Origin of the sequence: Saccharothrix sp., assembly GCF_031180885.1 — a bacterium.
Classification (GTDB): domain Bacteria; phylum Actinomycetota; class Actinomycetes; order Mycobacteriales; family Pseudonocardiaceae; genus Actinosynnema.
This window is the reverse complement of sequence record NZ_JAPSLK010000027.1, coordinates 67312-94251: the sequence shown is the minus strand read 5'-3', so window position 1 is coordinate 94251 and position 26940 is coordinate 67312. Positions and strand designations below refer to the sequence as shown.

Genomic DNA, 26940 nt, shown 5'->3' with positions numbered 1-26940 from the left:
GTACGTCGTCACCGATCCGCACAACGCTGCGATCGGTGCGATACCGCCGGGCAGGGTCGCGTACCTGAACCGGATCCAGATCGCAGTGGCCAGGGATGAGGTCTACTTGTTGGTGTTGGCCCTACGTGTGAGGGGTTGTGGGGCTTGTGGTACGGGGGTGCCACGGGCCAGCGGCGTGCTACGGAGCCTTTCCTGTATCTGCCAACGTGGTACTACCATCCGTGACCGATCGCTACCCACCGTCCTCGCCGCTGATCACCGTGGCCGACGTGGACGATGCCCGCCGTCGCCTGGCGCGCTTCGCCGCGGAGCCCGACCACTACCTGGCCACCGCCGAGGCCGAGGTGCTTGAACGCCTGGTACTCGCGGTGCGCGACGACCTCGCGGTCACCCGCGACGAGTTGGAAGCCGGCCTGGTCCTGGCCGAGCGGGAACGCGCGTGGATCGACAGCGTCGAAGGCATCCTGTCTGACGCCATGCGCCGTGACGCTCCCGCGCCCAACTTGCGAAGCGTGCCGGGAGCCAGCGAGCGGCTAGTCGAACCCCGGCTCGAACGCCCCAGCGCGGACCTACAGCTGGTAACAAACCGCCGTGTCACCGGCTCCCGCTAGCGTCTCCTGTCATGGCCAACTTCTCCCACGACGTCAAGGCCGTCGACACCACGAGTCCATACCGGCACGCCGGGGAGGTTCTCGCCGTCTCGGTCAAGGAGATCCTGGAGGGCGACGACACCGCCGGCGAGGCGAGACCGTCCCAGGACCGGCTGATGCTGGACATGCTGGTGGCGATCTACCACGAACTGCGACACGGGCACGACCAAGCGGCCGCGCAGGCCGCCGCCGTGGCGGAGCAGACGAAGGCCGTGCGGGAGTTGGCGGGCGAGATGGACCGGCTGGCCTGGCATCTAGGCGACCGATGAGCGCCGACGCATTCGAACACGAGGCATGGCCGGGCGGCGGCGCACCAGCGCCTCACGCTCCCACCCGTTGGCGACGTTCGCAGGTCTGCCTACGCTGCGACCGATGCGACCTGGTCGTACAGGTCTGAACCGCCCCGGGTTCGATAGAGACTCGTTCAGTTGACTGCTCCAGCCGGGGTTGGCTGGTGTTGACGGTAGTAGGCGGCCTCGGCTTCTGCGGGTGCCAGGTGCCCGATGCTGCCGTGCAGCCGCCGGTTGTTGTACCAGTCGATGTATTCCAGGGTGGCGTATTCGACCTGGTCACGGGTGCGCCAGGGGCCTTGCCGGTTGATCAGTTCGGTCTTGTAGAGCCCGATGGTCGACTCGGCCAGGGCGTTGTCGTAGGCGTCGCCCACCGAGCCGACCGAGGCGTCGATCCCGGCCGCGAGAAGGTGGTCGGTGAACGCGACGGACGTGTATTGACTGCCCGCGTCCGAGTGGTGGACCAACCCCGCCGTGATCTGGTGGCCTGTGTGCCCGCGAGTCCACAACGCCATCTCCAGGGCGTCGAGCACGAGCGTGGTGCGCATGGACGTGTCGGCTTTCCAGCCCACGATCCGGCGGGAGAACACGTCGATCACGAACGCGACGTAGACGGTGCCGGACCAGGTCGGCACGTAGGTGAAGTCCGCCACCCACAACGCGTCCGGCCGTTCGGCGGTGAAGTCCCGGTCGACCAGGTCGCCGGCGCGGCGCCCGTCCTTCGCCGGGATAGTGGTGCGGCGCGGACGGCCGCGCACCACACCGGTGATGCCCAGCTCGCGCATCAGCCGCTCGACCGTGCACCGGGCGACCGTGATTCCTTTGTGGCACAACGCGGTCCAGATCTTGCGTGCTCCGTAGACCTGGTAGTTGTCACGCCAGACGGACAGGATCTCCTCCTTGAGGTTCTCGTCACGCTCCGCTCGCATCGAGGCGGGGCGGGCCTTGGCCGCGTAGTAGGTGGACGGGGCGATCGCCACGCCTGCCCGGCGCAGGACACGACAGATCGGCTCGACCCCGAACTCCTGTTCGTGGCGGTCGATGTAGTCGATCACCGTTGCGCGGGGCGGTCGAGCTCCGCCGCGAAGAAAGCCGCCGCGGACTTGAGAATCTCGTTGGCCCGCTTGAGTTCCGCCACCTCACGCTTGAGCCGCTTGAGCTCCGCGGACTCCTCCGTCGCGGTCCCCGGACGGGCACCGTGGTCGACCTCGGCCTGCCTGACCCACTTGCGCAGCGTCTCCGGGGTCACCCCGAACTTCGGCGCGATCGAGGACACCGCCGCCCACCACGACGGGTACTCGTCCCGATGGTCCTGGACCAGCCGCACCGCCCGCTGACGCACCTCGACCGAGTGCCGTGACGTTCCTGCCATGACTCCATCCTCCACAAGCAATGGAGTCTCCATCGAACCCGGGGCGGTTCAGTCGCATGGCGGGGCTTCCGGGTGTGTAATCGCTAATCTATGCAATGATCTGACCCGACGCATTCGAACAGTTGTTTGATCGGAGTAGGATGCGACTGACAGAACAGCAGCTCAGGCTGCTTGCCCTATGCAAGGTCAAGGGCGTCAACTGGTACCTCATCGCCCGTGAGGCACAGCGGCCTGGCGGAATCGAGCGACTGTGGAACGCCGAGCCGCTCGAGGCATCGGCGGACGCGCTCAAGGCAATCGAGGTGCTGAAGCCGCTGAAGGGCGCGGTCGAGGAGTACGTGGAGGCCGCCCAGTCCGAGGTCGACAAGGTCCGTGTCCGTGACGACGAGGTCCGGCTGATCACCGTGATCGACGAGGACTTCCCGTCCAACTTGCGCATGGTTCCCAACGCACCGCCGTTCCTGTTCGTCCGGGGCGCGATGGTCAAGGCCGACCTGCGCAGCGTCGCGGTGGTGGGAACCCGCAACGCCAGCGACGCCGGCCGACTTCGCGCCGGGCGCATGGCGCGCGAGCTGGTCCAGAGGGGCGTGACCGTCGTGTCGGGTCTGGCGCGGGGCATCGACACCGCGGCCCATACTGCGGCGCTGGAGGCCGGCGGACGGACGATCGCCGTGATCGGCACCGGCATCAACCGCTACTTCCCGGCCGAGAACCGCGATCTCACCGACCGGATCGCTACCGGAGGCCACGGGGCCGTGGTGTCGCAGTTCTGGCCCGACGCCGCCGGTGCGACCTACACCTTCCCTCGCCGCAACGTCACCATGTCCGGCATCGCCCAGGGCACCGTCGTCATCGAGGCCGGGAGCACCTCCGGTGCCAAGATGCAGGCTCGCGTCGCCCTGGAGCATGGCAAGAAGGTGTTCCTGATCAAGAGCCTCACCGAGCAACAGGAATGGGCGCGGAAGTACGTCGAGACCAGGGGCGCGGTGCAGGTGGAGGACGTCGAGGCCGTTGCCGACGCCCTCACCCAACCGGAGCGCATCCAGGCCGTCGATTCCCTACGCTCCCAACTAGTGATGGACTTCGCCTGATCGAAGGGTTCCCGCCCTGGTGACCTACCAGCTCCCGACCCCTGCGGGCTTCGGCAACTGCGGCACGTGCGCCTACTTCGCCTCCGGGCCGCCGCTGGTCTGCCAGCAATGCGCTGCGGCCACCCTGGAGCCGGCAGCGCCCTTCTACTGCACGGCGTGCGGTCAGCGCATCGCCACTGCGCAGGACCGCTGCTCGAACCGCCTGTGTGGAGACCCCGGCCGGCAGTTCGAGTTCAACCACGCGATTGCGATGAAGACCGGAGCCCTCGACCGCGCCATCAAGGACCACAAGTACAACCAGCGCTGGGGGTGGGGGATCATATTCGCCCGCGTGCTGCTCGGGCACCTCGCCCGCGACCCAGCGGTGGCGGAGGCTGACCTGATCATTCCGATGCCCACCCTGCCGCTTCCTCCAGGCGCGACGACCCGCAAGGAGATCGACCATGCGGGTTGGGTCATCGAATCCGCGGCAGCCCAGGACACCGTCGGCTATGCGTTCCGAGCCGACCCACCCGTGATCGTCAAGACCCAGGCGACCCCAAGAATGGCCAGCACCAACGACTACGGGGAGCGTCTCTCCGTCTCCAGCAGCATCTACGACGCACTGCAAGTGCTCGATCCTGCTGCCGTCGTCGGTGCCACCGTGGTGGTCTTCGACGACGTGTTCACCACCGGTAACACGCTCAACGCGGTGGCACGGCGCCTGCGCGAGGCCGGAGCCCGCACGGTCCGGGGCGTCACGCTGGCCCGGCAGCCCTGGGGTTAGATCGAGCGGTCGACTGTTTCTTCGAACACCCGCTCTTCTGATCAGGTCAGATGCCCCTCGCAGGGATGCGAGTGTTCGCACCTCTGCGAACGTTCGCACAGGTTCCGACGATCAGCTGCTCTCGACCTGTTCGAGGCGGCCGGTGATGGTGGTTTTCACTCCGGCGTCGCGCATCGCCTGGATGCGGTGTTGGCCGTTGACGTATGTCGGCGGCTCGCTGTCGGTGGTCTCGATCGGATCGTCGAACAGGCTGCCCAACGCCTCCATCTCCCACTCGGTCAGCCCTTCGGCGCGTGCGGTGGCAACCACGTGGTCGGCGACATCCTCCGGGTCCACGCTGGCGGACTCTGCGAGGCGCAAGAGGCGGAGAGCGTGCTGGTTGACGGTGCGCCAGTCCCCTCCGTGGTACCAGCAGCAGGTCTCCCCAGTCAGCGGTCGCCAGCGGCGCAGCACCCGGTAAGCCCACCGACCTCGACGTCGGGCGCGGCCGGTCATGCACGTCGTGCGGAACGGGCGCGTCGTCGGCATCCGGGCCACCGGCGCCGGCGCGTACCGCATCCGGTACTCCGGGGCCTTCGGCCAGGGCACGAATCCGCTGCCCCGGTCGGGGTCGACCGTGGTTCCGACGAGCGTGTCGAGTTGCTGCTGGGACAGGCGTGGCCAGAGGGGGTTGTGCAGCGTGCGGTCGTCGTCGACGTCGAACGTGACCAGCTGCCAGTGCCCAAAGTGCTCGTGGACCAGGCGTTGAACCCATAGCGGCGGGTGTTCCTGGTCGGGGAATCGATGGTGCCACACGTGCATGCAGAACGTCTCGCAGCCGTTGAGCAGGGATTGCCCCTCGGACATGTTCTGGGTGGCGACCGCGACCGGCCGCAGGCCAGCCGCGGTGAACAGCTGCAAACGGAATGTCGCCCTGAGCCCGGCCTGCTCGACGCGGTACATGTGCTCGTCCAGCACGCGCTCGCGCGGGCCGGACTGCTCGGCCAGGATCTCGTCGCGTGTCGGCTGGCTCGGGTGTTCCTCGCTCACGCGACCACGCTATCGGCGCGGACCGACAACACGTGCATCTGCTGCGAGGCGTCATCGGGATGTCAGGGGCAGGGCGTCGGTCGCCTGTCAGCGGCAGCCCTCCCAGCGCTGAGCGGACCCGGTCCAGCATGGCCAGCAGGCAAGGCAGCACCGGCCCGTCCAACGCCTCCACCGGAGCTGCTGGTCGACGAACACGACCCCGGTGACCGCCGGCGGCCCGCGTGGCCAAAGTTGGGTGTTGACCCCGCGCCATGAGAGCGCGGATCTCGTGGTCGGGCACGAAGTCCCGGTCGACCTCCTGCTCGCAGCCGCAGGCGTCGTACCACGCATGGCGCAACGCCGATTACCCCATTGAGAGCTGCCTGGGCGCACGTCCGCATCGGACGCCCGCGCCGGTGGCACCGTGAGGTGGTCGACATGGGCCTCGGATTTAATCGGACCAAGTTCCGTGAGAAGGTCCGGCAAGCGAAGGACGCCTGGGAGCAACGGCACGGACGAACGCCGCCCGACGGCCGAACGTCGAAAGGCGACGACCGCCGCGGAACCAGCCGGGGTGACGACACCGGCATGGGAAACTACTGACCGGCACGGCGCGCTCGGACCCTGGTCCCCTCAGACGAGATCGTCCAGGTTCGGAAAGTCCTGCCGGCCGGGACAGCGCCGGCATCAACGGCGTCCAACACTCGATCGGAACTGCGCCCATGAGCCCTCAGCGCAAGCGGCGCCACCACACCGTGCCGAAGTCGCACCTGCGGCGTTTCGCCGACGACCGCAACCAGCTCATGCGCGTCGTAATCCCGGGCACCACGCGGCACCGGATCTCGATCAACGACGCCACGGTGGAGAAGGACTTCTACACCGTCGTCGGACTTGACGGGGAGCCGTCGGACGAACTGGAGGACGTGTTCGCCGAACTCGAGGGCGCTGCGGAGACCGCGATCGAGGTGGTTGCGGTCGAGCTCCACGAGGTCGGCCGCAGGGGTGACGAAATCGACTGTTCCGCGCAGCACCGTTTCAATTGGCCGACACCCATTCCGGACACAAGAGACCTACAGTGCGCTAGGCAGCGTCATGCGGATGCAGGTGAGCGCCGAACTGCACCGTCGATCCCGGGGAGGACATCAGTGCGGGCCCACTCAGCGAGAGCGGACCGATCGATGAGCACCATTCCGGGTATCCTCGCCGCCACCTCCTGAGCCGGCTTCGTGAAAGCCGTTGTGGTGACCATCATCGCAAGACTTGCTTTGTGAATGTGCCAGGCGGTCCCCGAGAAGGATTGAACCGACCCGCTTCCCACCTTCTTGTCAGTGTAACGTTTGCACTGCACGACAAGCCGGCCACCGCTTGGGGATATGGCCACCACATCGGCACCCATATCCCCTGAGCGACCGACAACTCTAACATCTCTACAGCCCGATCGCGCCAACAGTCGCGCAGTCCATTTCTCGAATTCGGCCCCATCCATACCGTCGGTGACCTCAATTGCACGTTCGCGTTCAATCTGGCGCAATCGCTCAGCATGGCGATTACGCCGCCGCGTCACCAGCACGGCCACTAATATGCCCATTAACATTGCCGCAGTCACCGTCGACAGCACGGGATGTTCCCGGGCGAAGTCCGACGCCATGAGTATCACTATCGCCGCGACAACCCGCGAGGCCGGCGACATCTTCTTGATTCGTTCCAGGACTGTCATTTCTACCTCCACCTTGCAGTAATGCATTAACTAACGTCGATCCCGCTAAAGCTTTAACGGCAAGCCCGGGGGAACCCTCGATGGGCACTTGGACTGCCAGACAACGAAGGCCATTGCAATAACGTTTTAGCGATCGCACGAGTTCTCAAAGACCCTGACGATCAACCGATTACCAACCGGCCGACCTGACGTTAACCAACTTTCCCATTCGGTTAATTCTAGAGGGATCGTGCGGGGCCCGGCGGTAATCCACCTGACCCCGCACATCTCTACCGCTGCTGTATGTCCTGGCTTGCGAGACGCTCATCCAGCACGCCCTGGGCTGACCCGGGTTCGGTGTCGATCTTCTCTTCTGGGGCGACGGTGCGCCGGTATTGGGGGTGGTCCAGGTCCATCTGCTTGGCGGCGTGGAGTGGGATGGGCAGGCGCGACCGGCCGTCCCAGAATTGGGCTTGGTGGCAGAGCTTCGCGGTGGTAATGGCGAGGGCTTCCGCGGATACGTCGTCGGCGCACGCGAGCGGGATGATCTCGTTGGCCGTCATGGAGTACCAGTTTTGGGACATCTCGCCCTTGCGCCGCTCCTCCTTTTTCTCGGAGGAGACGGATCGCTTGGCGTCCCACCGAGTGTACTTCGACCCGAGTCGCCCGGCGCCGTCTCCGTCGTAGGCTCGGGGTACGTTGCAGAGGATCCATACCGGGGTGCCGAAGTCCGTGGTGATCGCGTAGAGGGTTCGCGCGGTTTCTTTCTCGACGGGTTCGCTGTGCTTGGATCGGGCGATGTGGGTGGTGCCGACCGGTTGGGGTACTTCTTCGTCGTCGGTGTTGACGCGGATGACAGCGCGGGGGCGCTCGTCCGGGGGCAGGCTGCTGCCGGGAAGCCAGTAGCGGCTCTTCTTGTTGTCGGAGGAGCCGCCGAGGTGCATGTTCTGCAGCCCGTCCCACATCCGCCGTGAGGCGGCGGCGTCGATGGTGACGGCGTACGGGATGTCGTCCAGTTCCTCCGCCAGGTCGGCGAGGGCGCGTTCGACGGTGTCGGCCGCGTCGTCCCAGCGTTGCCGGTAGGACTTCTTGTCGTTGATGCCCTCCGGGTAGGCGCCGGCGTGGAAGGCGGTCTGTGCGGAGTGGTAGGGCTGCCATTCCGGTTTGATGGAACTCCAGCCGAGCATGGTCCAGACCCCGTTGCCGTCCTGCGGGGGCACGAGGGCCGACGCGGTGACGATCACCTTGGGTTGGCCGAACTCGCCCCTGCGCCGGTTCTGTTGGCGCACGTAGATTCCGACGTGGGCGATGCGGTCGACGGGATAGCCGTTCTTCTCGGGCCGTAGGGCGTTGGCGATGCGGTCGTCGACGATGCCCAGCGAGCGGTAGAGGTCCAGCAGTGCCATCTCGGCGGCGTGGTCTTTGGCTTTCGGTTGGATCACGCCCTTGTCGTCCTTGCCGAGCAGGTACTGCGTCGGCACGCCGCGCGCGGCGAGGAATTTCTTGGTCTGTGGCTTGGCGTCGAGGTCGTCGAGGCTGGTCTCGCCGGGGTTGTCGCTGTCGGCCGGGGTGGGGATCTCGGTTTCACACCAGGCGCCGACGAGCACGTGGTGGTGGGTCGTCAGGGAGGCGTCCACGGCGGTCAGCGCCGCAGTGCGGTTGCCTGCGGTGCCGGGCTTGAGGAAGTTCTCGGCGTGGTGGAAGACCGCGGTGATCTGCTCGCCGTGCAGGCGGAGTTCCTCGCCGTCGTGGGGGTCCAGGGCCTGGGGGTCGAGGTCGAAGGTCTTGCGGAGGGTGTCGAGCATCCGCAGGCGGGTCTCGTCCCGGTACCACAGGCACAGGATTCGCAGTGACGTGAATCCGGCGCTCTCGACGCTGGCTCGGATGGACTCCGGTGTGGGGAACAGGCTGCCGCGTTCACGGATCGGCCCGAGCGTCTTGGGGTCCGGATGTTGCTCTCGTGCTTGCTTGCGGCGCTGGTATTCCTGCTTGGAGATGTTCTCCGGGTCCGTGGGGCGGCGTGGCATGGCGACGCGCACCTCGCGGGCTTCCAGCGGTACTGCCGTGTCGGGGAAAACGCTGATGACGTGGCGGTGCAGGAGCCTGAGGTGCTGCATACCGGTGCCGGTGCCGATGGGAAAGGTGTAGTTCTTGGGCAGGATCGGCCAGACCTGTCCGGGATGGTCTTGAGGGAAGCGGGCCGGTTGGTTGTTCTCCTTGGCCTCGGCGAGAAGCTTCTGTTCCCGCTTGGACCGCTCGTCGATGGTGCGCAGGACGGAGTAGTCCATCTCCAGCCGGCCGAGGGCTTGCAGGGCGAGGCGGTTGATGGTGCGGGCGCCGCCCCTGCCGTTGAGGGTGACCTCCAGCAGGGGGTGCCCGCGGCCGGGCTGTTCGGCCAGCGCGGTTCTGGCGAAGACCAGGGAGGAGGAGATGCGGGTAACGCGTGAACCCACCAGCACGACGGGATTTTTGATGTTGGGAACGGTCTTGAGGCGCAGCGCGGTCCGAGACAGGGCGTAACGGCCGCCTTGCTCGTTCTGCCAGGGATCGTCGAAGGCCACGAGGCCGCCCGTGGAGTCGGGCCGTAGCGTGATGCTCCTGTCGTCGGAGATCGCCCAGGGTTGGGCGGCCAGCCGCTGGGACAGCTCCCAGGTGACTGTGCGGTACAGCCAGCCAGGGGCGGTGGGCTGGGTGTCGTGGACGGGCTGGAGATGGTCGGCCAGCTGGTACTTGGTCTCCGGGGTGTCGGCGATCCGCTTGGCCAGCTCCGGTGGCGCGGTCAGGTCGATCGTGCCAACCTGCTGCCCGAGGGCCAGGTGGTAGGTGAGCGTGAACGCGCGGCGCAGCAGCGTGCTGTCGATCGGAGTGAGCGAGGCGAGGAACGGTCCACGTCGGTCGGGTTCGAGGTAGACGTAGCCGCCGGTGATCATGCTCAGGACGGTGGTGGCGACGGAGTAGGGGGCTTGGGCGTCGTCGCTGCCGCATTTCCGCTTGCAGTGCAGGTCGAAGTCGTCCCACAACTTCCAGGTCACGTCGTCGAAGTGCCGTACGTGGACCGCGGAGTCGCCGACCAGCTCAGGGGTGCAACGGACGGCTAGGGTGTTGAGGTACTTGCCGGGTGCCAGGTCGTGCTCGGTCACGGGGTCTCGTTCTCTCTCGTGCTTTCCATCAGATGCTGGGGTGGCCGGATGCGGGGGCGTCGATACCGGCGTAGGAAAGGAAGGCGTTGAGGGCCTCCCCGTACAGGTCGTTCATGCGCTGTCGCACGTCGGGGGGCCACAGGGAGTGGATGCGTCGCAGGACGGTCTCCAGGTCGGCGCTCCAGGTGTCCTCGTGGAAGGCGTAGTCGACCATGTGCAGCACGGCATCGGTGCCGCCGCGGCGGGCACGTCCGGCGAGCTGGATCAGATCGACGATCATGCCCGCGACGACTTCGTCCTGTAGCGACTTGTGCATCGCCGTGAACTGCGGCGCTGTGCGCAACAGCAGCGCGAGTCGCTCCGTGGCCGCCTCGCGGGCTTCGGCGAGGACGTATGACGGGTCGGGCGAACCGCCCGCGAGCAGCGCGCGCAGACCGGCGGCGTTGATGCTGCCGTACATCTCGGCGGGGTCGTCGAGCAGCGCGAGAGGACGCACGCACAGGTACACCGATCGGACCGCCGAGCGGGTGCCGACGACGATGTTGAGGCCGCGCGCGATCAGCGACAGAGGGACGACCAGGATCTTGCCGTGGCTGGGGAAGTCCTCAAACTCCTCTGCCGTCAGCCGTACGGCGACATTCTGCCGGGGCAGCTCCGGGTCGGTGCTGGTGAGGTCTTCGGCGCGCACGGCCAGGCACAGTCCGCCGTCGTAGTGTCCGGCTCGGCTGATGCCGCGGGCCAGCCACGCGCACTGTTGGTAGGAGTTGGCCACGACCAGGACACGTCCCCGGCCGTCTTTGCTGCTGCGGGTGAGTTCGCGGTGGATGTGCCGGTCGTAGAGGTTGGTGCCCAGTTCGATGAGTGCGTCTTTCTTGCGGCTGGGGTGGGTTCCGGAGATCTTGATGGGCTCGCCGAACAGGGGGTGGCCTTCGCCGTAGTCGATGCGGTGTTTGCGGGCCCGGATGGACTCGGCCTGCGCGTCGGTCATCCACCACCGCACCGGGGCGAACAGGTGTTCGCGCACCGCCTGGGGAAAGTATGCGGTGGCGGACAGGCCCATCACCGGTCGTTCGACGCCGGCCAGGATCAGCGACACGATGCCGCCCAGTTCGGCGGTGAAGGTGTGCGGGTCGCCGGCGATGGTCTGAGCGACCAAGGTGGCGTTCTTCTCCTTGTCGTCGAGGCCGGTGACGCGGTAGCCGGTGATGGATCGTCCGAGCATCCCCAACGGCAGGGCGGCGGAGACGGCGGAGGGCTGCACGCCTTCGACGATCCTGTGGGCCGAGCGCAGTCCCGAGGACCGGTAGTCGTGAGCTTTGCCCTGCAGGACCGCCAGCGCCTCGTCCAGTTCGATCATCGCGGTCCGGGTGACGAGCAGGTTGATGGCCTGGGCGCGTCGGTGCGGGTCCTTGACGCCGGCCTCGAGCAGCCTGTGCAGTTCGATCTTGACCTGGTCGAGCAGGTGCTCGCCGCGGGGTGCGATCAGCGCGCTGAGCGCTTCCCGCACGTCCTGCCAGACCGGATCGAGAGGCCCAGACGGACCGAGCAGCGGGTCCCGGCTCCGGTATCGGGCGGGCATGAGCGCGTTGAGTCTGTGGAACAGCTCGACCGGAATGGACGTCTCGTCCTCCGTTTCCTCCTCCGGCCACAACAGCCGCAGCAGGGTGCGGTCGCGTCCGCGGGCCAGGTGCCAACGGGTGCTGGTCTGGTCCGGGATTCGCGTCTGTGTCCGTTCGTCCTCGGTGACGTGCAGGCTCAGGGCGTTCTTGCAGATGCTGAGCAGGAGGAACTCGGCCATGAGCCGGACGTGGCTGACGGCTGGCAGGAGGTTGTGCTCGTCGTCGATGGTCAACCGCTTGGCGTCGGTGTCGATCTCCTGGGGCGCAGCCGACCAGTGACGTCGCGAGTGCAGGACGATCTCGCTGGCGCACTTGTCCACGGCCCGGGACTGGAATTGGTCGACCTCGTCGACCAGGACCGCGTGGCAGGTCCGCAGCGCGAACTCCGCAGCGGTCATCCCACGCACCGCGCGGCCATCGAGATTGACGCCGATGCGCAGGTTGCCCTGCATGAACACGTAGTGGTTCATGATCACGACGTTGGCCTGGGCCGACTCGTACACCGGCGTGTACTTCCCGCACGTCGGGATCCAGGGGCAGGCCGCCGATCCGACGCCCTGGCGGTGCAGCGACAGGCACGGTTCACGGCCGGGCGGATAGTCGCCGGTGGCGTCGAGGAACGTCTTGAGCGCACACCCGTACGCCAGCGGGTCGACATCGCGTTCGGCCCGGTCGCCCCACTCCCCCGGCGCGTCCGGGTCCTCCTTGATCAAGGAGGCGAGTTTGACCGCCCGCTCGTGCATGCCCGAGGACGACATCAGGTGCGCGCAGCCGGGCTCGTGCTCGATGACCCGGCTGCGGTGCAGGTGGGCCAGGTCCCCACGCACGTTGCGGGTCAGGGCCAGGCATGCCTTGATGTCGGGCAGGACGATCGCCACCCGCAGGTTCCGCGCGGCGAACCAGGCGGCCATGACGCGCACCAGCACGCTCTTGCCGGTGCCGGTCGGCGCGTTGAAGATCTCCATGCCGCCGGCGGTCAGCCGTAACACCTCCGCGGGGGAGATGGTGTCGCTGGTGTCGAGCACGGCGAACAAGCCCTCCAGGACGCTGTGCAGATAGCGCACGTCCTCCGGGTAGCGCGAGTCGATCTTCTCGGCGAGGTCGAGCAGCTCGGGTTTCGGGATGCGCAGGTCGGCCAGGTGCGGCGCGGTCGACACGTGGGGCAGGCTGTCGTGGTCGAGAGCCTGGGTGAATCGGGGGTAGGCGGGGATCGTTACCCGTCCGTGGATCTGTCCGAGGTCCTTGACGAAGATCTCTCCGGTCTTCCACGTGCCGGGTCCGGCGAATTCCGCGGGCTTGGGGCGAGCGCTCGGGCGCCGGAACCGCGCGGTCAGACGGTCGACATAGCCCAGCGGGTCGCCCCCGAGCCGGGGCAACACCGCGTCGGCGGCGAACGGGTTGTCGCCCGCGAGGTCGAAGGGCGCCATGACCAACGTGTCACCGGGTGAGTCGGTGTCCAGCCGTGCCAGCAGCGAGCGCGCCGCCACGGAGAATCGCGCGACGTCGGCGAGTTCGGCGGGGGCAATCGAGCACACCAGGGCGATCCGCTGCTTCTCCTCGTGCGGCAGCAGCGTCCAGCGGTCCCATGCCCGGTACTTCCCCGACAGGAGGAACGCCGCCTCGGCGAACGGCGCGGCGCCGCGCGAGCCGTCCTCGCTTTCCCGGGGGAAGTAGTGGGCCGCGAGGGCCAGTGCGGCGTAGATCGCGGTGTGCCCGGTCGGCAGGTCGCTCATGCCCAGCTCACCCCGGCCTTCTCGCAGACCATCTCGCCGAACTCGGAGGCGGTGGCCACCCGCATGTCGTACTTGGCGCACACGCCCGACAGCAGCGGCACGTGGCCACCATGGTGATCGGGCACCACGAGCCAGTCGGCTCCGCCTCGATCGCCTTCCTGGGCGTGGATGAGCTCGGCCAGTGTCCTGGCCGACGTGTAGTCCTTGATGTCGACCTTGAACGAGGTCTTTCTTCCCTGTTTCGGGCCCACCTCCACCAGGAGGTCGAAGGCGTCCAGCCCTGGCCACAGACTGACCTTCAGTCCCCGAGCGGCCAGCTTGTCGTGCAGTGCCAGCTCGGGCAGCCCCGGAATGGTCGTGTAGCGCCAGATTCCCCGGGTGAGGGCCTTGTGGCCCTCCGTGGGCAACGCCGCCGGAACCTCGCCCAGATCCGGATACAGCACCGCCTCACGGCCGGTGGGCCGCACGGGCTCGGGTTCGGGAAGCAGCCGGGGAGCGCCGGCGTCCGCGGGCACGCTGAACAGGTAGGAGGCGCCCATCTCGGCGTGGGGCGCATGCCAGCAGCGCGCCGCGCCCACGGTGGTTCCGGCGTTGTTCCGCACGGTGATCCGCATCGGCCACCGGCAGATCGGACAGGGGAACCACCAACCCCGATATGCCGAGTCGTAGGGAATATCCCGGTAGAAGTCCACGACCAACGGCGGCAGCCGCAACTCGGCCAATTCGTGCACAGGGCCCGCGGGACGGCGGATCAAGTCTGTGCGGCCCGCCTCGTACACCGCCTGTTCGCCCTGCTTGCGCAACAGGGTGAACACGGTCTCCTGATCGAGTTCCGCCTGGAATTCCCGATCACTGATCACCGCCGCGGCACCGTCGGACTTGTGCAGCATCCTCAGCAGCATCTGCTGCTCGAGATCCAGGTCGAACGCGTCCTCGGGCACCCGACCGTCCTGGTCGACGACCCGCGTCCCCTTCAAGTCCAGCGGAGTGACACCGTCGGGCAGCAGCACGGCCAGGTCGTCCTTGAGCGCCCGACGGAACTGTCCGAACGACAGCGGGCTGCCGGGCCCTCGGGCGGCCAGCAAGGCGCCATGACACTCCATCAGTGTTTCCAGGCGCTTTTCGGGCCTGAGCCCCGGTTCGGTCATCGCCTTCGCCGCACGCAGGGCGGACCGGGTCACCAGGTAGCGGACCCGGACGTCGTCGAGCGCCTGTACGTCGTGCTCGGGGGAACTCGTCACGGCCGGGGAGCATAGACAGCACCACCGACAAAAACGCGCGACCGCAAGAATAGGGCTTTCTTGTTTACGGTTCCCCGGCCGCGAGGCGATCGAGCCCGGCAGTGTCGATATGCGAATAGAGCTCACGATAAACGTGAAGGAATTCCGCGACGTGACGGCGGCCCAACGGCGTCAAGCGCCACCGGTACTCGACGACGTGCGTCCCGCCCGGCGCCATGACGGGCACCGAGTCCACCAGGCCACGACTCGGCCGCCCACCAGTCCTGCCGCGGTAGCCCACACCGATGAAGAACAACGAACGACCGGCCAGCCCGTCGTCCTCCAACCCGGCGGGCTCGGCCGCGGCGACGCGCGCCACGACACCCCACAACCACTCGGAGAGCAGATGCGCCGCCGGGCCGGGATCGCGCGGTTCACCCAACCCTTCCCGAGCAGCGGCACGCCCACGACGCGTGATCTCCACCAGCACACGCCCCACGGTGCCGACAGCGGGATGCTCCACCGAGTCCTCGGTGACCACGACCAGACCACGCCGTTCCAGCGCGTGGATCGTCGGCCCCGCACCGGGGTCGTGCACCTCGCGTCCACGCAACCGCTCCTGCAACCGGGTGTACCCGACCACCGACGGCGGTGCCTGCAGCGCCAACGGCAACGCCCGCCACTGCGCCGCTTTCTCCACGGGCAAACGCTGGACTCGCCGCATCCACATCTCGGTCTCCCTCATGCGGTCCTCCCGCATGATCTCTCCGAGGTAGACCCGCTGACGCTCGTTCAACGACCGCCAGGTCGCCAACGCCGCCATCCCAGAAGCCTCGGGCTTTCGCTGCGGCGCCACGACGGGAGCCGGTTCACCAGGGCGTGTGCGCATCCACGCGTCCACGACCATCCGCACCGGAACCCTGTAAGCCTTCGCCAGCGGAGCGACGAGCCTGCCCGTCATCTCGGGCTCCCGCCAATACCGTCCGCGAACCGGCCGCCCGCTCTCCAACTCCGAGATCTTGGACGCGGACACACGCAACTCCCGCCCCGCCGCCGAGTCCCGCAGCAACTCCGCGACCCGCTCCAGGGTCAACCCGGCCGTGTACCGCAGATCCACCAGTGTTTCCTGCCCACGGGCGGCACCCGTGAGCACATCCACACCGCAGTCCAGCGCCGCAGCCAACCGCCTCAACCGTTGCGGCGTGGGCGTATGCCTGCCCTCCTCGTAGAAGAAGATCATCCTCGCCGAAACCCCGACCCGCTTGGCCAACGCCTCACAGGTAAGCCCCAACTCCTCACGACGCGCCGCCAGCCGCGACGGGTCGATCCCACGCAAGGGAAGAGGCATAAGGCGATACAAGTCGACTGAAGACTTCATCGCAACAGAGAGCCCGAAGCGTCGCGTGCGGGGCGGAGCGTGCCCTGGGCTACACCCTTGGCCGTAGCCTGGCGTACCACCCGCCGCACGTCGATCTTCTGCACCAGCCGCTCTGACGAGGCGGGCGGCGGAGGCATGTCCGCTCGTAATGCTGATTGGAGCGCTGTGGCCCGCGAGCGGACAGACCTACAACGGCGCCTCCGCCGCTGAAACGTGCCTGGTTGGACAGCCGGGCCAAGTTCACCGCGCTGCGCTACCTCGCCTCGACAGCATCGATTACCGCAGCAACGCCGATCCAACGTCGCCTTCCCCGCCTACATCCGCCGGCGCAACGCATGAGGTTGGTCCCTGACCGCCCCGGCCACCGGCTCATCCATCCACACTCAGACCACCGAGGCGACCGCGCGGACGTGTGACGCACCCCAGGACGCTGTCCCGCCAGTCGCCGGTCGAGGTACCCGTCCTCTGACTTGGGCATCCTCGATGTCGGACTCCTTCACTAGGATCAACGGCCGTGACAGCATCCGGAGGGGACGCTTATCTGGAGCCCCGGCTCGTGGGTGACATCTCGGGCAGGTTCTACGTTCCCGCCTACCAACGCGGGTACCGGTGGGGCACTGTCGAGGTGCGTAGGCTGCTCGATGACATCTGGGAGAGTCGCGACAAGCCCTACTACCTCCAGCCGGTGGTCGTGAAGCGACACGGTGACACGTGGGAGCTTGTCGACGGCCAGCAGCGGCTCACCACGCTGTTCCTCATCTTCCAGCACATGAAGAGCGAGGGACTCCAGAGTTCCGGTGCCGGCTACTCCCTCCGGTACGAGACACGGCCGGGCAGCGCCGCCTACCTGGAGGAACTCGATCCCGAGCGCAGCCAGGACAACATCGACTTCTTCCACATATACGAGTCCTACCAGTGCATTCGCGCATGGTTCGCCGCCCACGGGAGTCGACGTCAATATGTCGCGAACAAGTTCTACGACGCCCTCTTCGAACACGTTCGGGTAATCTGGTACGAGGCTTCCGACGATCTCGATGCGACCACGCTCTTCACTCGGCTCAACGTCGGCCGCATCCCCTTGACGGACGCCGAGCTCGTCAAAGCCCTCCTGCTGTCACGAAGCCGCAACAACGCCGGCGTGACCGACCGAGCACTCGAGATCGCCGCACAGTGGGACGTCATCGAACGCGATCTCCGCGACCCGGAACTGTGGGCCTTCATCACCGGCAAGGCGTCGGAGGACCCCACGCACATCAGCCTCCTGTTGGACACGATCGCGGGCGGCCCGACCGGCCGTGATCGGCCACAATTCCACACGTTCGAGACGCTCAGGAAGCGGATCACCGCCGATCCCCAGGAGTTCTGGAATGACGTGGTCGATCTGCACTCGCTGGTCCTGGGGTGGTACGAGAACCGAGACCTGTTCCACAAGATCGGCTTCCTCGTCGCCAGGGGAACGCGGTTCAGCACTCTGATCGACCAGTCCCGCGACAAGCCCAAGTCGGCGTTTGATGCCGACCTCGACCGGCTCATCCGCGACGACCTGGGACTGTCCGAGGCAACCCTGAAGGAGTTGGAGTACTCGAGCGCCAAGGCGAGCCGGGTACTGCTGCTCATGAACGTCGAGACCGTTCGCCGGAGGGCGCACTCCTCCGAACGGTATTCCTTCCGGGAACACGCGCTGGGCCGGTGGTCCCTGGAGCACATCCACGCGCAGAACGCGGAACAGCTCAACCGCGCGGAGCAGTGGAAGGAGTGGCTGCGCCTGCACCGCAAGGCGCTGAAGGTCGTCGACGGGATCGACCAGACCGAGAAGAAGGCGGTCCTTGACCGGCTGGATGAGGTACTCGACAGTTCGACCATAACCGAAGCAGACTTCCGTCCGCTCGAACGCGAGCTCAGCGTCCTGCTCTCGGCCGGCAACGATCCGGGTGATGGTGGCGTGGATTCGATCGCCAACCTCGCGTTGCTCGACGGCGGCGACAACAGCGCGCTGAGCAACTCGGTGTTCGCCGTCAAGCGCGCCGCAGTCCTCGATCGCGACCGGCAGGGTTCGTACATTCCCGTCTGCACCAGGAATGTGTTCCTAAAGTACTACTCACCGTCCGATGAGCACCAGATGCACTTCTGGAGTGCGCAAGATCGGTCCTACTACCTCGAAGAGATGGTCACCATCCTCGGCGACTATCTTCTGGCCGACGAGGAGGCTGCTCGGTGAAGGGTCATTTGACGTCGTACGTGGGCCTCTTCGAGGCGCAGGCGGGTGACGTGCCGAACATCGGCAGCATCGAGATTCCGCTCATCCAGCGCGACTTCGCCCAGGGACGCAAAGACCCTGCGGCGACGGAGATCCGGGCCAACTTCCTGGAAGTGCTCCTGGACGCGGTCGCTGGTGGCGAGCCGGTCGGCCTGGACTTCGTGTACGGCAGGATCGCGGGAACGACGTTCCGCCCCCTCGACGGGCAGCAACGACTGACCACGCTGTTCCTGCTCCACTGGTACCTCGCCTCGGCCGCCGACCGCCTGCACGCCGGGGCAGCGTGGACCCGTTTCTCCTACGCGACGCGTGCGAGTGCCCGGCTCTTCTGTCAACGGCTCGTCGCCAACCCGCTACCTCACGGCGAAGGCATCCCGTCGAAATGGATCATCGACCAGGCGTGGTATCTCCACGTGTGGCGAGCAGATCCGACCATCCAGGCGATGCTCGTCATGATTGATACGATCCACGAAAAAGTTCGACTCCGCCATCCGGACCTCGACCCGCAGGCGGCGTGGGAGCGCCTCACCCACGCCGAGTCCCCGGCGGTGTCGTTCTATCTGCTGCCTCTGGACGACATGGAGTCCGACGAGGACCTGTACATCAAGATGAACTCACGCGGGAAGCCGCTGACCTCGTTCGAGAGTTTCAAAGCGCGCTTCGAGCAGGACATCCGGCACTCGGTCCGTGCCGACGAGTTCGCGCACAAGATCGACGGAGCGTGGTCCGACCTCCTCTGGCCGTTCCACGGCGGCGACAACATCGTGGACGACGAGTTCACCGCTTACCTTGGTTTCATCACCGAGCTCTGCGAGTTCCGGGAGAGACGAGTCACCTACTCCGGCCGCCTCGGCCCTCGGGCACGTGCCGTGTTCGGCAAGGACAACCCTCGGGCCGGCGAGCACCTGGATTTCCTGTTCGGCGCGTTTGACCGGTGGCAGGACGCCGAGCACATCAAGCGGCTCTTGGACAGCGTCTTCGCCACGGCGCTTCCAGGCAGCGCCGGCTACGATTGGCAGAAGGTCGTTGTCTTCGGTTTCAACGGCACCGCCCTGTTCGAGCAGTGCCTGCGGGCCGGTGGCCTCCGCCCCTTCAGTCTGCAGCAGAGCCTTCTGCTGTACGCGGTTCTCTTGCATTTGATCAATGACACCACGGACTTCCCGCGCAGGCTGCGCGTCCTCCGGAACCTCATTGCCGCCTCCGAGGACGAACTGCGCCGCCCGAACATGCCGGCCCTGGTCCGTGACGTGGAAGAGATCACCGTCAACGGCGATCTCGGCGCGGTGACCAGGTTCAGCCGCAACCAGGTCGAGGACGAACTCCGCAAGAAACAGTTCCTCGAGGCCCACCCGGAGTTGACCGAGGCGCTGTGCAGACTAGAGGACCACTCGATCCTACGAGGCACCCTCACCGCGTTCGCGCTTGACAGCGGAACGTTCCGACAGCGCTCGGAGGCGTTCGAGAAAGCATTCGGCGATCCGCGTCAGTGGATGAGCTTGACCGGTTCTCTGCTAGCCACGGGCGACTACCAGCGCCTGCGACCCAAGTCTTCAGCCTGGCAGTTCGGAACCGCTTCCACCCAGCACGAAACGGTGTGGCGCCAACTCCTCACCGAGGGCACGTACGAGAACCTGTCGAGCACTCGAGCTGTCCTGGGCACGTTGCTCGACGGACTGGCTGCTGCCGACGATGATGCCGGAGCGCACTTCGCGGCCGTGATGGACACCTGGCTCGTCGAACGTGAAGCGTCCGGCGTCTACGACTGGCGCTACTACCTCGTCAAGTACCCGGCTATGAGGAGTGGAGATACAGGAATCTACTACGGTGTGGACGGAAAGCTGGGCTACTCCATGTGCATGCTCCGCACAAAACAACGCAACGGCTACTACCGGGACCCGATCCTCCTGGAGGTGTGGAGGACTAGCGAAGTCGGCGACCGGGTTCAAGACCCTTGGTTTACCGGCTACGAGACGAACCCTCGGTGGCTACGACTGGAACTCAGCGGGGCCGGCATGCGCAGTGTAAGCACTGGCTTCGCGCTCCGAGGCCCCGAACATGAGGCCCTCCGACCGACGTTCATCGAGATCTGCAGCCGGTACGACGTCGTGGACACTGCAGGGGAAGGCATCGTGCTGAAGGTTCCCCAGCACGACTTCGGTAGTGGTCTAGTGGACTCGACGGACCGCGTGATCATCGGCGCGACTTTCCTCCGCGATCTGGTGGAAGCCGGCCTGTAGTCGTCGGCATCGCCTCACGTGACCAAACCGTCCGAGCGGTCCACTAGATGGGGTGACGGCAGTCGTAGTTGCACGCTCGCGGTCGAGGTGGCCTGTCACCATGCGCGGCCTGGCGAAGAGGTTCGGCTATGCCGACGCGGTGCGGCTTCTGGGTGTTCGTCAGCACAAGCTGGTGGCGGCGTTGGACCGGTTGGTCGGCGGGGCGTTGCTGGGTGGGGTGGCGTTCGGGTTCGCGGAGCTGTTGGGTTGGTTCGACGCGAAGGCCGACTTCGTGAGGTTGGCTCATGAGCTGCTGTCGAAGGCGGGGTCGCGTATCTGGCCAGGGTGGAGAAACTCCAACAGGCGTGCGCTGAGGCGGGCCGCCCGATCGTGGTCATCGTGACCAGCCGTATCGGGGTCGCGTCGTCGATGCGCATTCCCACCGACACGAGCGTGCTCCGCCTGGCACCGTTCACCGACGACCAGGTCGCGTCGTGGCTGGAGGTGTGGAACGCCATTAACACCGACTTCTTCCACGACTGCCGGCGCGGCGCGCTGACATCGGCCACCGTGCTGGCCCACCGGGACCTGGCGATCCAGCCGCTGCTGCTGTTGATGCTCGCTCTCTACGACGCCACCGACGACGCGCTCCGGCGTGACGACGGTGACCTGCCCCGCGCCGAACTCTACGACCGGCTGCTGAGCAGCTTCCCTCGGGCACGACCTCCAGCAACGCGACCAGTTCCAGCAGCCGGTACCGGTCGAACGCCGAGAAAAGACGCCGACAGATTCGGGTTCCACGGGCTGTTCAACCGCAGGAGAACCTCATCGCCCTCGACGTCGACGGGTTGACCGTCGTGTTCTTCCACCGTCCAGTACGGCAGCGAACCGACAACACGGCGCAACCCTGTCGACCATGTCCTCGTACTCACGCCGTTCCCGCCAGTCCATGACCGTTCTCCTTTCACCGTCGGCGTCGGACGCGCCGTCTCCGGGCGTCCACGGCGGCCGGGGAGAGCCGCCGATTCCACTCGAACACGGTTCGATTCCACGTCAAGTCGACAAGGGGCGTCGTCACTGCAGCCCTCCGACGGCATCGGCGTGGACGCCAAGGACGACAGCCAGGGGCGGTTTCGGAGACGCTCGGCGAGTTCGAGGAACAGCCCCCCATCGGGGATGGCGGTCGGGTCCGGCTCCGCGGCGGGTCGGAGACGAGCCTCCTGCGGGGTGAGGACGCCCGTGCCGACGAGGACTTCGAGGATGGGGACCTTGAGCAGTGCGGCGATCAACCGCGCGGTGGGCAGGGTCATCGACCGACCGTCGCGCCAGCCGGTCAGGGCGCTGCGGCTCGCGTCAAGGCCGCGCATGAGATCCCTGGTGGTCAGCCCGCGCTTGCGGAGTTCGTTCTCGATGTAGACCCAGGGAGGCGAGGACGCCCGTTGAGTAGGCACAAGGTCATGTTAGGCGCAGACACGGGACGTACGGTGTGCAGTGCGCCCGCAATATTGTTTCGCGGATGAGGACGGCGGTGCCGGTCACTCGGGCTTGTTGTGGTCGGCACGACTGAGCAGCTCTGAGAGCGGGTTGTCCGGGTGGTCGAGCCAGAGTGTGTGGGTGTCGGGGTGACGGTGAGGCCGAAGCGTTCCCAGCTCGGTTGTCCGTTGTCGTTCCAGGCGCACCAGGCATTGTCGACGTGTGTCCACAGTGGAGTAGGTCCGCCTTCCCGGACTTGCCTGGGGCTGTCCCCGAGGGTGCGAACCTCGACCCGAAGGCAGCCACGCAGGCTCGTCATCGAGTGGCTTGTTTGAAGGGTGAGATCCAGCGGCCATGGACATGGTCGGCGTTCTGATCAGGTGACTGTTCGAGCTTGCGTACTCACGATGATCACGCGGCGACCCTCGCAAGCCCACCAGCGACATCGACCAGTTCCTCGACCAAGTCGCGACAGCGACGGCATACCGCAAGGTGCCCGCGCACAGCCTCACGTTCTCCGCGCGATGTGCCGTCTCGGATCCATACACCAATGCGGTCCACAATGGACTTGCAGCCGTCATCCGGCATCGCAGCGACGTGCTGTTGGACGTAGGACTGCCGCAATCCCTCGCGGCCGCGCGGTAGGCGAGCGCCGGTGCACGGCGGGGTTACCGTCGGCGAAGCGCAACGTCGACCAGCCGTTGCCCCAACGCCACACCGATGCCGACCAGCAACGCTGACACGAACAACGACAAGCGGGCCGCCGGGTCACTCGAGACAAGAGTCGACGTGTAGTCGGAGCCTTTGCGGGCTACAGCCTGGCCCGATGGAGCGGAACCTGCCTGCACACCTTTGGCCGGGAGGGGGACACGTTGGACAGTGCCGGCGATCTTGGACAGTCGGGTCGCGATCGGTTGTCCCTTCCAGACCAGAATGTCGAGGCGGGCGTTCGTGGCGTCGGCCAGTCTCGTGAACGCGCCGTCGCCGGAGGCGACGGTGAACCGGCAGCAGCCTTCCCGGTGCATCCGGACAGCGTGCGCGATCAACGCGTTCTCCGCGGCATCGGGACCAGGTTCGACCGGCAACGGCGCCACGCCGAGCGCGGTGAGGACCGAGGCGACGGATTTGCTGTCGGGAGAGTGTACGGCGTAGGCCGCCACGGTGTGGTGATGTGGCCCTGCGGCATCCAGGAACGCGGTCACCAAGGACCGCAGCGCGGCGGGCTTGCGGTTGGTGCCGACCACGTTCTCCAGGTCGATCAGCATTATCCGGCCGGTGATCGGCATCGACGGTCAACTTCCGTTCTTCCGGCGCCCGCCGGCGGCATCGTCGATCGGCCGGTGGCGCGTTAACCCGTGGATGCACCTGGACGAACGACCGCGCTGCCGAAGCGCTGACCGCGTCTCCGACGAGGTCACCGGCAGCTCCCGGCCTGTCCGACACGATCGGCCGATCACGACCTCCTCGACCGACCCAGCGATCAGCAGGCCGAAACGATTCCCGTGCTTCCGTGGAGGTGCCGGGGTCATGTCCGTCGTGGTGCGTGCTTCTACCTTCGGCACCAGGTGCGGTGGCGTAGGGGGCAAATGCGCCCGCAACGTTGTTGCCCCCTTACGCACGCCCGTAGCTGCGGCCATGGTGGCCATGTCCGGGCCGTGCGGGTCCTGGAGTGTGAGCACTAGGCACTGTGCCGGGAAAGGCCGCGGGTGAAGGAGGTTGCTCGTGACGGAGGAGGAGTTGGCGTTCGTCGCGTGGGTGAGCCGGGTCAACCAGGACCTCGGCCGTTACGTCGTGCGGCTGGTGGACGAGGCGAACCCGTTGTGCACCACCGAGTACACCACCGAGCTGGTCGAGATCGAGAGCCAGCTCGCGGCGGACCTCGCCGAGGCCGCGCAAGCCGTCGCGGCCCGGCGCCACGTGCTGCCACGCCAGATTCGCGGCCGTGTCGAGGGAACGCTGCCCGCCGCGCGGCCCGGCATCATCGACCAGCCGTCCGAGCTTGCTGGCAGGAGGGTGACCAGGTGACCGGAAAGCAACGCAGGCACACCAGCGCGACGGCGCGGGACGCCGACGGGGACCCGCATGCGCCGTCGGCGACCCTTCACCGCCTGGTCGCCGCGCACACGCCGGGACTGTTCGCGGTCGGGGCGCAGTACGACGGCGAGGACTGCGGAATCCTCGCGTGGGGCTTGGCTTTTCCCGAGCACACCGACGTGGTCTCCGTCGACGGCTGCCACCACGTGCACACGACCTCCCCCGAACGCGCCCTGCGCCACTTCCAGGACACCGGAGCGCAGCTCCACCTCGTGTGGGCGGCCCACCGCTCCCACGACGCCGACCGGCAGGACCGCGACCGACTCTGAACCAGGTGGAAGACCCGTGAACACCAAGCACAACACCACCCCGTCGTCGCCGCTCTGGGCGTACATCGTCGAAAACCTGGCCGATCGCGACCTGGACACCGGCGACATGGTCCGTGCGCTCGGCATCCACCGCAGCCGGCTCACCGACTGGCGGCGCGGCAAGTCGATGACGATCGACACCGCCCGAGCCATGGCCAAGTTCTTCGACAAACCCCTCCTCGAACTCCTCGTCATCGGCGGCGTCATCACCCCCGACGAAGCGAGGATGGAGGGTGCCCCTCGCCGGCTCGCCGACTACAGCGCCAAGGCACTGGTCGCCGAGGTGCAACGCCGACTGCAGGAAGGCCGAGGATCCGACGCTGACAGCGCGACGGCTATCCGGTGAGCCGTGCCAGCTCACCGGCGATCCCGGGCCAGTCGAACGCGGCCAGCCCGTCGGGCCCGCGACTGGTGATGGTGTCGGGGTCGAGCATCCTCACCCCCGCGGCGGTCAACCTGGGGATACTCTCGCCATAGGCCGGATGCGCACGCAGCAGCGCCTTGACGCAGGGCGCGGCGATGATCGGCACGTCCGCGGACACGTCAACGGCGCGGCCAACACCGCGTCCGCGCGCGGCAACGACGTGTCCTGACCAGGCGGCCGTGCGGTCACCCGGACCAGGCACCCGGTTCGGGTGCCGATCGCGTCCAGGTCGACCCAGGACGAGGCGGTCGGTGTGGCGATCAAGCCGACGTTCCAGCCCGCCCCGGTCAGCAGTTCGACCATGCTCTCGATGCGCAGTACGGGTGGTGCGGCCGACGCGACCAGGTACACCCACCGCGGGGCGGTCACGTGAGGACACCGACCCGGCCGGCCAGACCGCGCAGTCCCGGAACGGCATGGCGGCGCTCACGGCCCATCAGGTCCTTCACCACCTGGCGTGCGGTGCGGCTGGTGCCCAGCAACTCGGGCGCGATCCGTTCGGCTTCCAGCAGGTGGATGACCGTCTCCGCGTCCCGCTTCCGCATACCGTGCGCCCACGCGCTGTCCAGGTGGTACTGGCCCTGCCGCCCGTGCAGCCCTTCGGGCATCGCCGTGACGTCGAGCCGCTCCCCCAGCGCCAGCACCGTATCGGGATCGTCCAGCGCGACCGCCGCCGACATGCGGTGGATCGTCACATTGGTCGGCCCGAACGCGCTGAACCCGATGTTGCCGTCACGACCCAGCCGCCGCGCCAACGACTCCGCCTGCTCCAGGCGTGCCCTCGCCTCCGCGGCATCGACCCGCCGGGCGGCGATGATCGCCGCGATCAGCGACAGCGATCCGCGCCAGGTCAGCTCAGCCGGGCCGTCACCGCGGACCAGGTCCGCGGACTCGACCGCGTTGCGTTCGGCATCCTCGACCCCGTCGAGTTTCACCAGCGCACAGGAAAGCTGGTAGGACGCGGCGGCCGGCTGATCAGGTCCTCGGCTTCGTCGGCCGAGTCCAGAGCCTGGCCCGCCGCGGCGTACGCGGTCACACCGTCATCCAGCTTGGTCGACTTCGCCTTCAGCGCCATGACACCACTGTGCAGCCTCAACGCCCGGACGCGACGCTCACCCTCGCCGGCGTGGCACAACGCGGTCACCGCGTCGATCACGTCCGGCAGGCGGATTTCCACCGTGTGGTAGCGCGCCGCCTGGTAGTCACGATGCAGGGCGTCCAACGCCGCCGCCACGAACCGCACAGCCCCGGGACGGGTAACCGGACCAGCACTCACCTCCCCCGACGGCCCGGCCACACGACCCCGACGACGAAGCCGCCGCTGCTCCCGCCGCGCCTCCTCGTACAACACCAGCAACCTGCCGCCCCCGCTGAGGGCATCGTCGATCGCGCCCACCAACTCCCGCGAGGGCAGGTTGTGGCTCTCCCGCTCCGCCATCGACACGTACTGGCGGGTGTAGCCGATGCGGGCCGCCAACCTCGCCTGACTGACCTCGCCACGCAAAGACTTGATCTCCCGACGCAGCCGCGCCGCGGCCGAGACCGTCTCACCGACGGGCCGGTGCTCCCGGGTCATGACGCCCCGTCCGATACGCGCCGAGGCACCAGGCCGACCACGCGCAGTAGCGGATGCAGTTCCGCCTGTCATCGTAACTCCGGCGCGGCAGCACCCAGAACCACGAATGAAGGTAGCGTGCACGCGACGTCTTGCCTGCGCGCGCTACACACATGGCATGTGTCCCACCATCGACACTCCGCCCCGCCTGTGGACCTACGTCGAGTCCCGGTTGACCGCCCAAGGTTTGTCCACGGGCGACCTCGCCCGAGCCACCGGTCTCAACCGCAGCCAGTTCAGCGCCTGGCGACGCGGAAGCAAGATCACCATCGAGACCGCACGAACACTCGCCGCCTTCTTCGGCAGCCCGCTGCTGGAGGTCATGGTCGCGGCCGACCTGATCACCGCCCAAGAAGCCGACCTACGACACGCCCAACCCGATCCCGCCGGACTCAGCGACACCGCGATCCTCGCCGAACTCGGCAGCCGCCTTGCCCACCTACACCATCGGTGCCACGGGCAGGATTCACCGCAACCAGGGAGTCCTGTGCGGTCAGGCTGGCTGATCGTCCCGACTGACAATCAGCATGCCTTGCCGCCGTCCTGAGCCGCACTCTCCGAACAAGTCCCGCCGGACAGCTCGTTCATAA

Annotated in this window: 25 protein-coding genes, 1 pseudogene and 1 other annotated feature; of the genes and pseudogenes, 14 read left to right on the top strand and 12 right to left on the bottom strand. The window is 67.0% G+C overall.

Annotated elements, in window-relative coordinates; all coding sequences use genetic code 11:
• Positions 1-221 precede the first annotated feature (221 nt).
• Together RIN75_RS26655 and RIN75_RS26650 are read left to right on the top strand one after the other, a co-directional pair.
• Positions 222-611: a hypothetical protein gene (locus RIN75_RS26655; protein WP_309114770.1), complete on the top strand. Its 390-nt coding sequence runs from the start codon at positions 222-224 to the stop codon at positions 609-611.
• Between the two features lie 11 nt (positions 612-622).
• Complete coding sequence (locus RIN75_RS26650; protein ID WP_309114769.1) at positions 623-919, top strand: hypothetical protein; 297 nt, start codon at positions 623-625, stop codon at positions 917-919.
• Between the two features lie 155 nt (positions 920-1074).
• Here the strand turns inward: RIN75_RS26650 and RIN75_RS26645 are convergent.
• Positions 1075-2312, bottom strand: a protein-coding gene (locus RIN75_RS26645) for an IS3 family transposase (protein WP_309114768.1) whose coding sequence is annotated in 2 segments (ribosomal slippage) — positions 1075-2033 and positions 2033-2312 — 1239 coding nt in all. Because the reading frame shifts where the segments join, the coding sequence is not laid out codon by codon here.
• Positions 1906-2034, bottom strand: a sequence feature (AL1L pseudoknot). It overlaps the preceding gene by 129 nt.
• Before the next feature lie 140 nt (positions 2313-2452).
• On the opposite strand from RIN75_RS26645, the gene RIN75_RS26640 reads away from it, so the two are divergent.
• Together RIN75_RS26640 and RIN75_RS26635 are read left to right on the top strand one after the other, a co-directional pair.
• Positions 2453-3403 carry a DNA-processing protein DprA gene (locus RIN75_RS26640; RefSeq protein WP_309114767.1) on the top strand — a complete coding sequence of 317 codons (951 nt, stop codon included), beginning with the start codon at positions 2453-2455 and terminating at the stop codon, positions 3401-3403.
• Positions 3404-3422: 19 nt separating this feature from the next.
• The gene (locus tag RIN75_RS26635) at positions 3423-4169 is read left to right on the top strand and encodes a phosphoribosyltransferase family protein (protein ID WP_309114766.1); all 747 of its coding nucleotides are present in this window, start codon (positions 3423-3425) and stop codon (positions 4167-4169) included.
• Between the two features lie 111 nt (positions 4170-4280).
• On the opposite strand, the gene RIN75_RS26630 is transcribed toward RIN75_RS26635, so the two are convergent.
• Positions 4281-5198: a hypothetical protein gene (locus RIN75_RS26630; RefSeq protein ID WP_309114765.1), complete on the bottom strand. Its 918-nt coding sequence runs from the start codon at positions 5196-5198 to the stop codon at positions 4281-4283.
• A 701-nt stretch (positions 5199-5899) separates the two neighbouring features.
• Between RIN75_RS26630 and RIN75_RS44240 the strand changes: the two are divergent.
• A pseudogene (locus RIN75_RS44240) lies at positions 5900-6136 on the top strand (DUF4238 domain-containing protein); the annotation flags it as partial.
• Between the two features lie 131 nt (positions 6137-6267).
• Here RIN75_RS44240 and RIN75_RS44235 read toward each other — a convergent pair.
• From RIN75_RS44235 to RIN75_RS26605, 5 genes are all read right to left on the bottom strand, one after another.
• Positions 6268-6663 (bottom strand): restriction endonuclease, encoded by a 396-nt coding sequence (locus RIN75_RS44235; RefSeq protein ID WP_375296027.1) that lies wholly within the window; start codon positions 6661-6663, stop codon positions 6268-6270.
• A gap of 500 nt (positions 6664-7163) precedes the next feature.
• Positions 7164-10013, bottom strand: a complete 2850-nt coding sequence (locus RIN75_RS26620) for an RNaseH domain-containing protein (RefSeq protein WP_309114763.1) — start codon at positions 10011-10013, stop codon at positions 7164-7166.
• Positions 10014-10041: 28 nt separating this feature from the next.
• The gene (locus tag RIN75_RS26615) at positions 10042-13365 is read right to left on the bottom strand and encodes a hypothetical protein (protein WP_309114762.1); all 3324 of its coding nucleotides are present in this window, start codon (positions 13363-13365) and stop codon (positions 10042-10044) included.
• Positions 13362-14606: a hypothetical protein gene (locus RIN75_RS26610; RefSeq protein WP_309114761.1), complete on the bottom strand. Its 1245-nt coding sequence runs from the start codon at positions 14604-14606 to the stop codon at positions 13362-13364. The genes RIN75_RS26615 and RIN75_RS26610 overlap by 4 nt, the downstream gene beginning before the upstream one ends.
• A gap of 64 nt (positions 14607-14670) precedes the next feature.
• On the bottom strand, positions 14671-15921 hold the full coding sequence (locus RIN75_RS26605) for a helix-turn-helix domain-containing protein (RefSeq protein ID WP_309114760.1): 1251 nt from the start codon (positions 15919-15921) through the stop codon (positions 14671-14673).
• A gap of 556 nt (positions 15922-16477) precedes the next feature.
• Here RIN75_RS26605 and RIN75_RS26600 point away from each other — a divergent pair.
• The 4 genes from RIN75_RS26600 to RIN75_RS26585 all read left to right on the top strand — a co-directional run bounded on the left by RIN75_RS26600 (position 16478) and on the right by RIN75_RS26585 (position 21288).
• Positions 16478-18181, top strand: coding sequence for a DUF262 domain-containing protein (locus RIN75_RS26600; RefSeq protein WP_309114759.1), 1704 nt, complete (start codon positions 16478-16480; stop codon positions 18179-18181).
• A complete protein-coding gene (locus RIN75_RS26595; protein ID WP_309114758.1) occupies positions 18178-20457 on the top strand; it encodes a DUF262 domain-containing protein in 2280 nt (759 codons plus the stop codon). Before RIN75_RS26600 ends, RIN75_RS26595 begins: the two co-directional genes overlap by 4 nt.
• Positions 20458-20557: 100 nt before the next feature.
• The gene (locus RIN75_RS26590; protein ID WP_309114757.1) at positions 20558-20839 is read left to right on the top strand and encodes a hypothetical protein; all 282 of its coding nucleotides are present in this window, start codon (positions 20558-20560) and stop codon (positions 20837-20839) included.
• Positions 20827-21288, top strand: coding sequence for a hypothetical protein (locus tag RIN75_RS26585; RefSeq protein WP_309114756.1), 462 nt, complete (start codon positions 20827-20829; stop codon positions 21286-21288). The genes RIN75_RS26590 and RIN75_RS26585 overlap by 13 nt, the downstream gene beginning before the upstream one ends.
• 1032 nt (positions 21289-22320) lie before the next feature.
• Here the strand turns inward: RIN75_RS26585 and RIN75_RS44230 are convergent.
• Both RIN75_RS44230 and RIN75_RS26580 read right to left on the bottom strand, forming a co-directional pair.
• Positions 22321-22497: a zf-HC2 domain-containing protein gene (locus RIN75_RS44230; protein WP_375296026.1), complete on the bottom strand. Its 177-nt coding sequence runs from the start codon at positions 22495-22497 to the stop codon at positions 22321-22323.
• A gap of 80 nt (positions 22498-22577) precedes the next feature.
• Positions 22578-23195 (bottom strand): hypothetical protein, encoded by a 618-nt coding sequence (locus RIN75_RS26580; RefSeq protein WP_309114755.1) that lies wholly within the window; start codon positions 23193-23195, stop codon positions 22578-22580.
• A 436-nt stretch (positions 23196-23631) separates the two neighbouring features.
• Between RIN75_RS26580 and RIN75_RS26575 the strand changes: the two genes are divergently transcribed.
• The 3 genes from RIN75_RS26575 to RIN75_RS26565 are packed head-to-tail and all read left to right on the top strand — an operon-like array spanning position 23632 to position 24657.
• Positions 23632-23934, top strand: coding sequence for a hypothetical protein (locus tag RIN75_RS26575; protein ID WP_309114754.1), 303 nt, complete (start codon positions 23632-23634; stop codon positions 23932-23934).
• Positions 23931-24272, top strand: coding sequence for a hypothetical protein (locus RIN75_RS26570; RefSeq protein ID WP_309114753.1), 342 nt, complete (start codon positions 23931-23933; stop codon positions 24270-24272). The genes RIN75_RS26575 and RIN75_RS26570 overlap by 4 nt, the downstream gene beginning before the upstream one ends.
• A 16-nt stretch (positions 24273-24288) precedes the next feature.
• The gene (locus RIN75_RS26565) at positions 24289-24657 is read left to right on the top strand and encodes a helix-turn-helix transcriptional regulator (protein ID WP_309114752.1); all 369 of its coding nucleotides are present in this window, start codon (positions 24289-24291) and stop codon (positions 24655-24657) included.
• Here RIN75_RS26565 and RIN75_RS26560 read toward each other — a convergent pair.
• Positions 24647-24841, bottom strand: a complete 195-nt coding sequence (locus tag RIN75_RS26560; RefSeq protein WP_309114751.1) for a hypothetical protein — start codon at positions 24839-24841, stop codon at positions 24647-24649. The two genes, RIN75_RS26565 and RIN75_RS26560, sit on opposite strands and share 11 nt — an antisense overlap.
• Before the next feature lie 105 nt (positions 24842-24946).
• Between RIN75_RS26560 and RIN75_RS26555 the strand changes: the two genes are divergently transcribed.
• Positions 24947-25108, top strand: coding sequence for a hypothetical protein (locus RIN75_RS26555; RefSeq protein WP_309114750.1), 162 nt, complete (start codon positions 24947-24949; stop codon positions 25106-25108).
• Here the strand turns inward: RIN75_RS26555 and RIN75_RS26550 are convergent.
• Both RIN75_RS26550 and RIN75_RS26545 read right to left on the bottom strand, forming a co-directional pair.
• Entirely contained in the window at positions 25101-25670 is a 570-nt protein-coding gene (locus RIN75_RS26550) for a hypothetical protein (protein ID WP_309114749.1), read from the bottom strand. The two genes, RIN75_RS26555 and RIN75_RS26550, sit on opposite strands and share 8 nt — an antisense overlap.
• A complete protein-coding gene (locus RIN75_RS26545) occupies positions 25667-26311 on the bottom strand; it encodes a helix-turn-helix transcriptional regulator (RefSeq protein WP_309114748.1) in 645 nt (214 codons plus the stop codon). Before RIN75_RS26545 ends, RIN75_RS26550 begins: the two co-directional genes overlap by 4 nt.
• A 157-nt stretch (positions 26312-26468) precedes the next feature.
• Between RIN75_RS26545 and RIN75_RS26540 the strand changes: the two genes are divergently transcribed.
• Positions 26469-26897 carry a helix-turn-helix transcriptional regulator gene (locus RIN75_RS26540; RefSeq protein ID WP_309114747.1) on the top strand — a complete coding sequence of 143 codons (429 nt, stop codon included), beginning with the start codon at positions 26469-26471 and terminating at the stop codon, positions 26895-26897.
• Positions 26898-26940 lie beyond the last annotated feature (43 nt).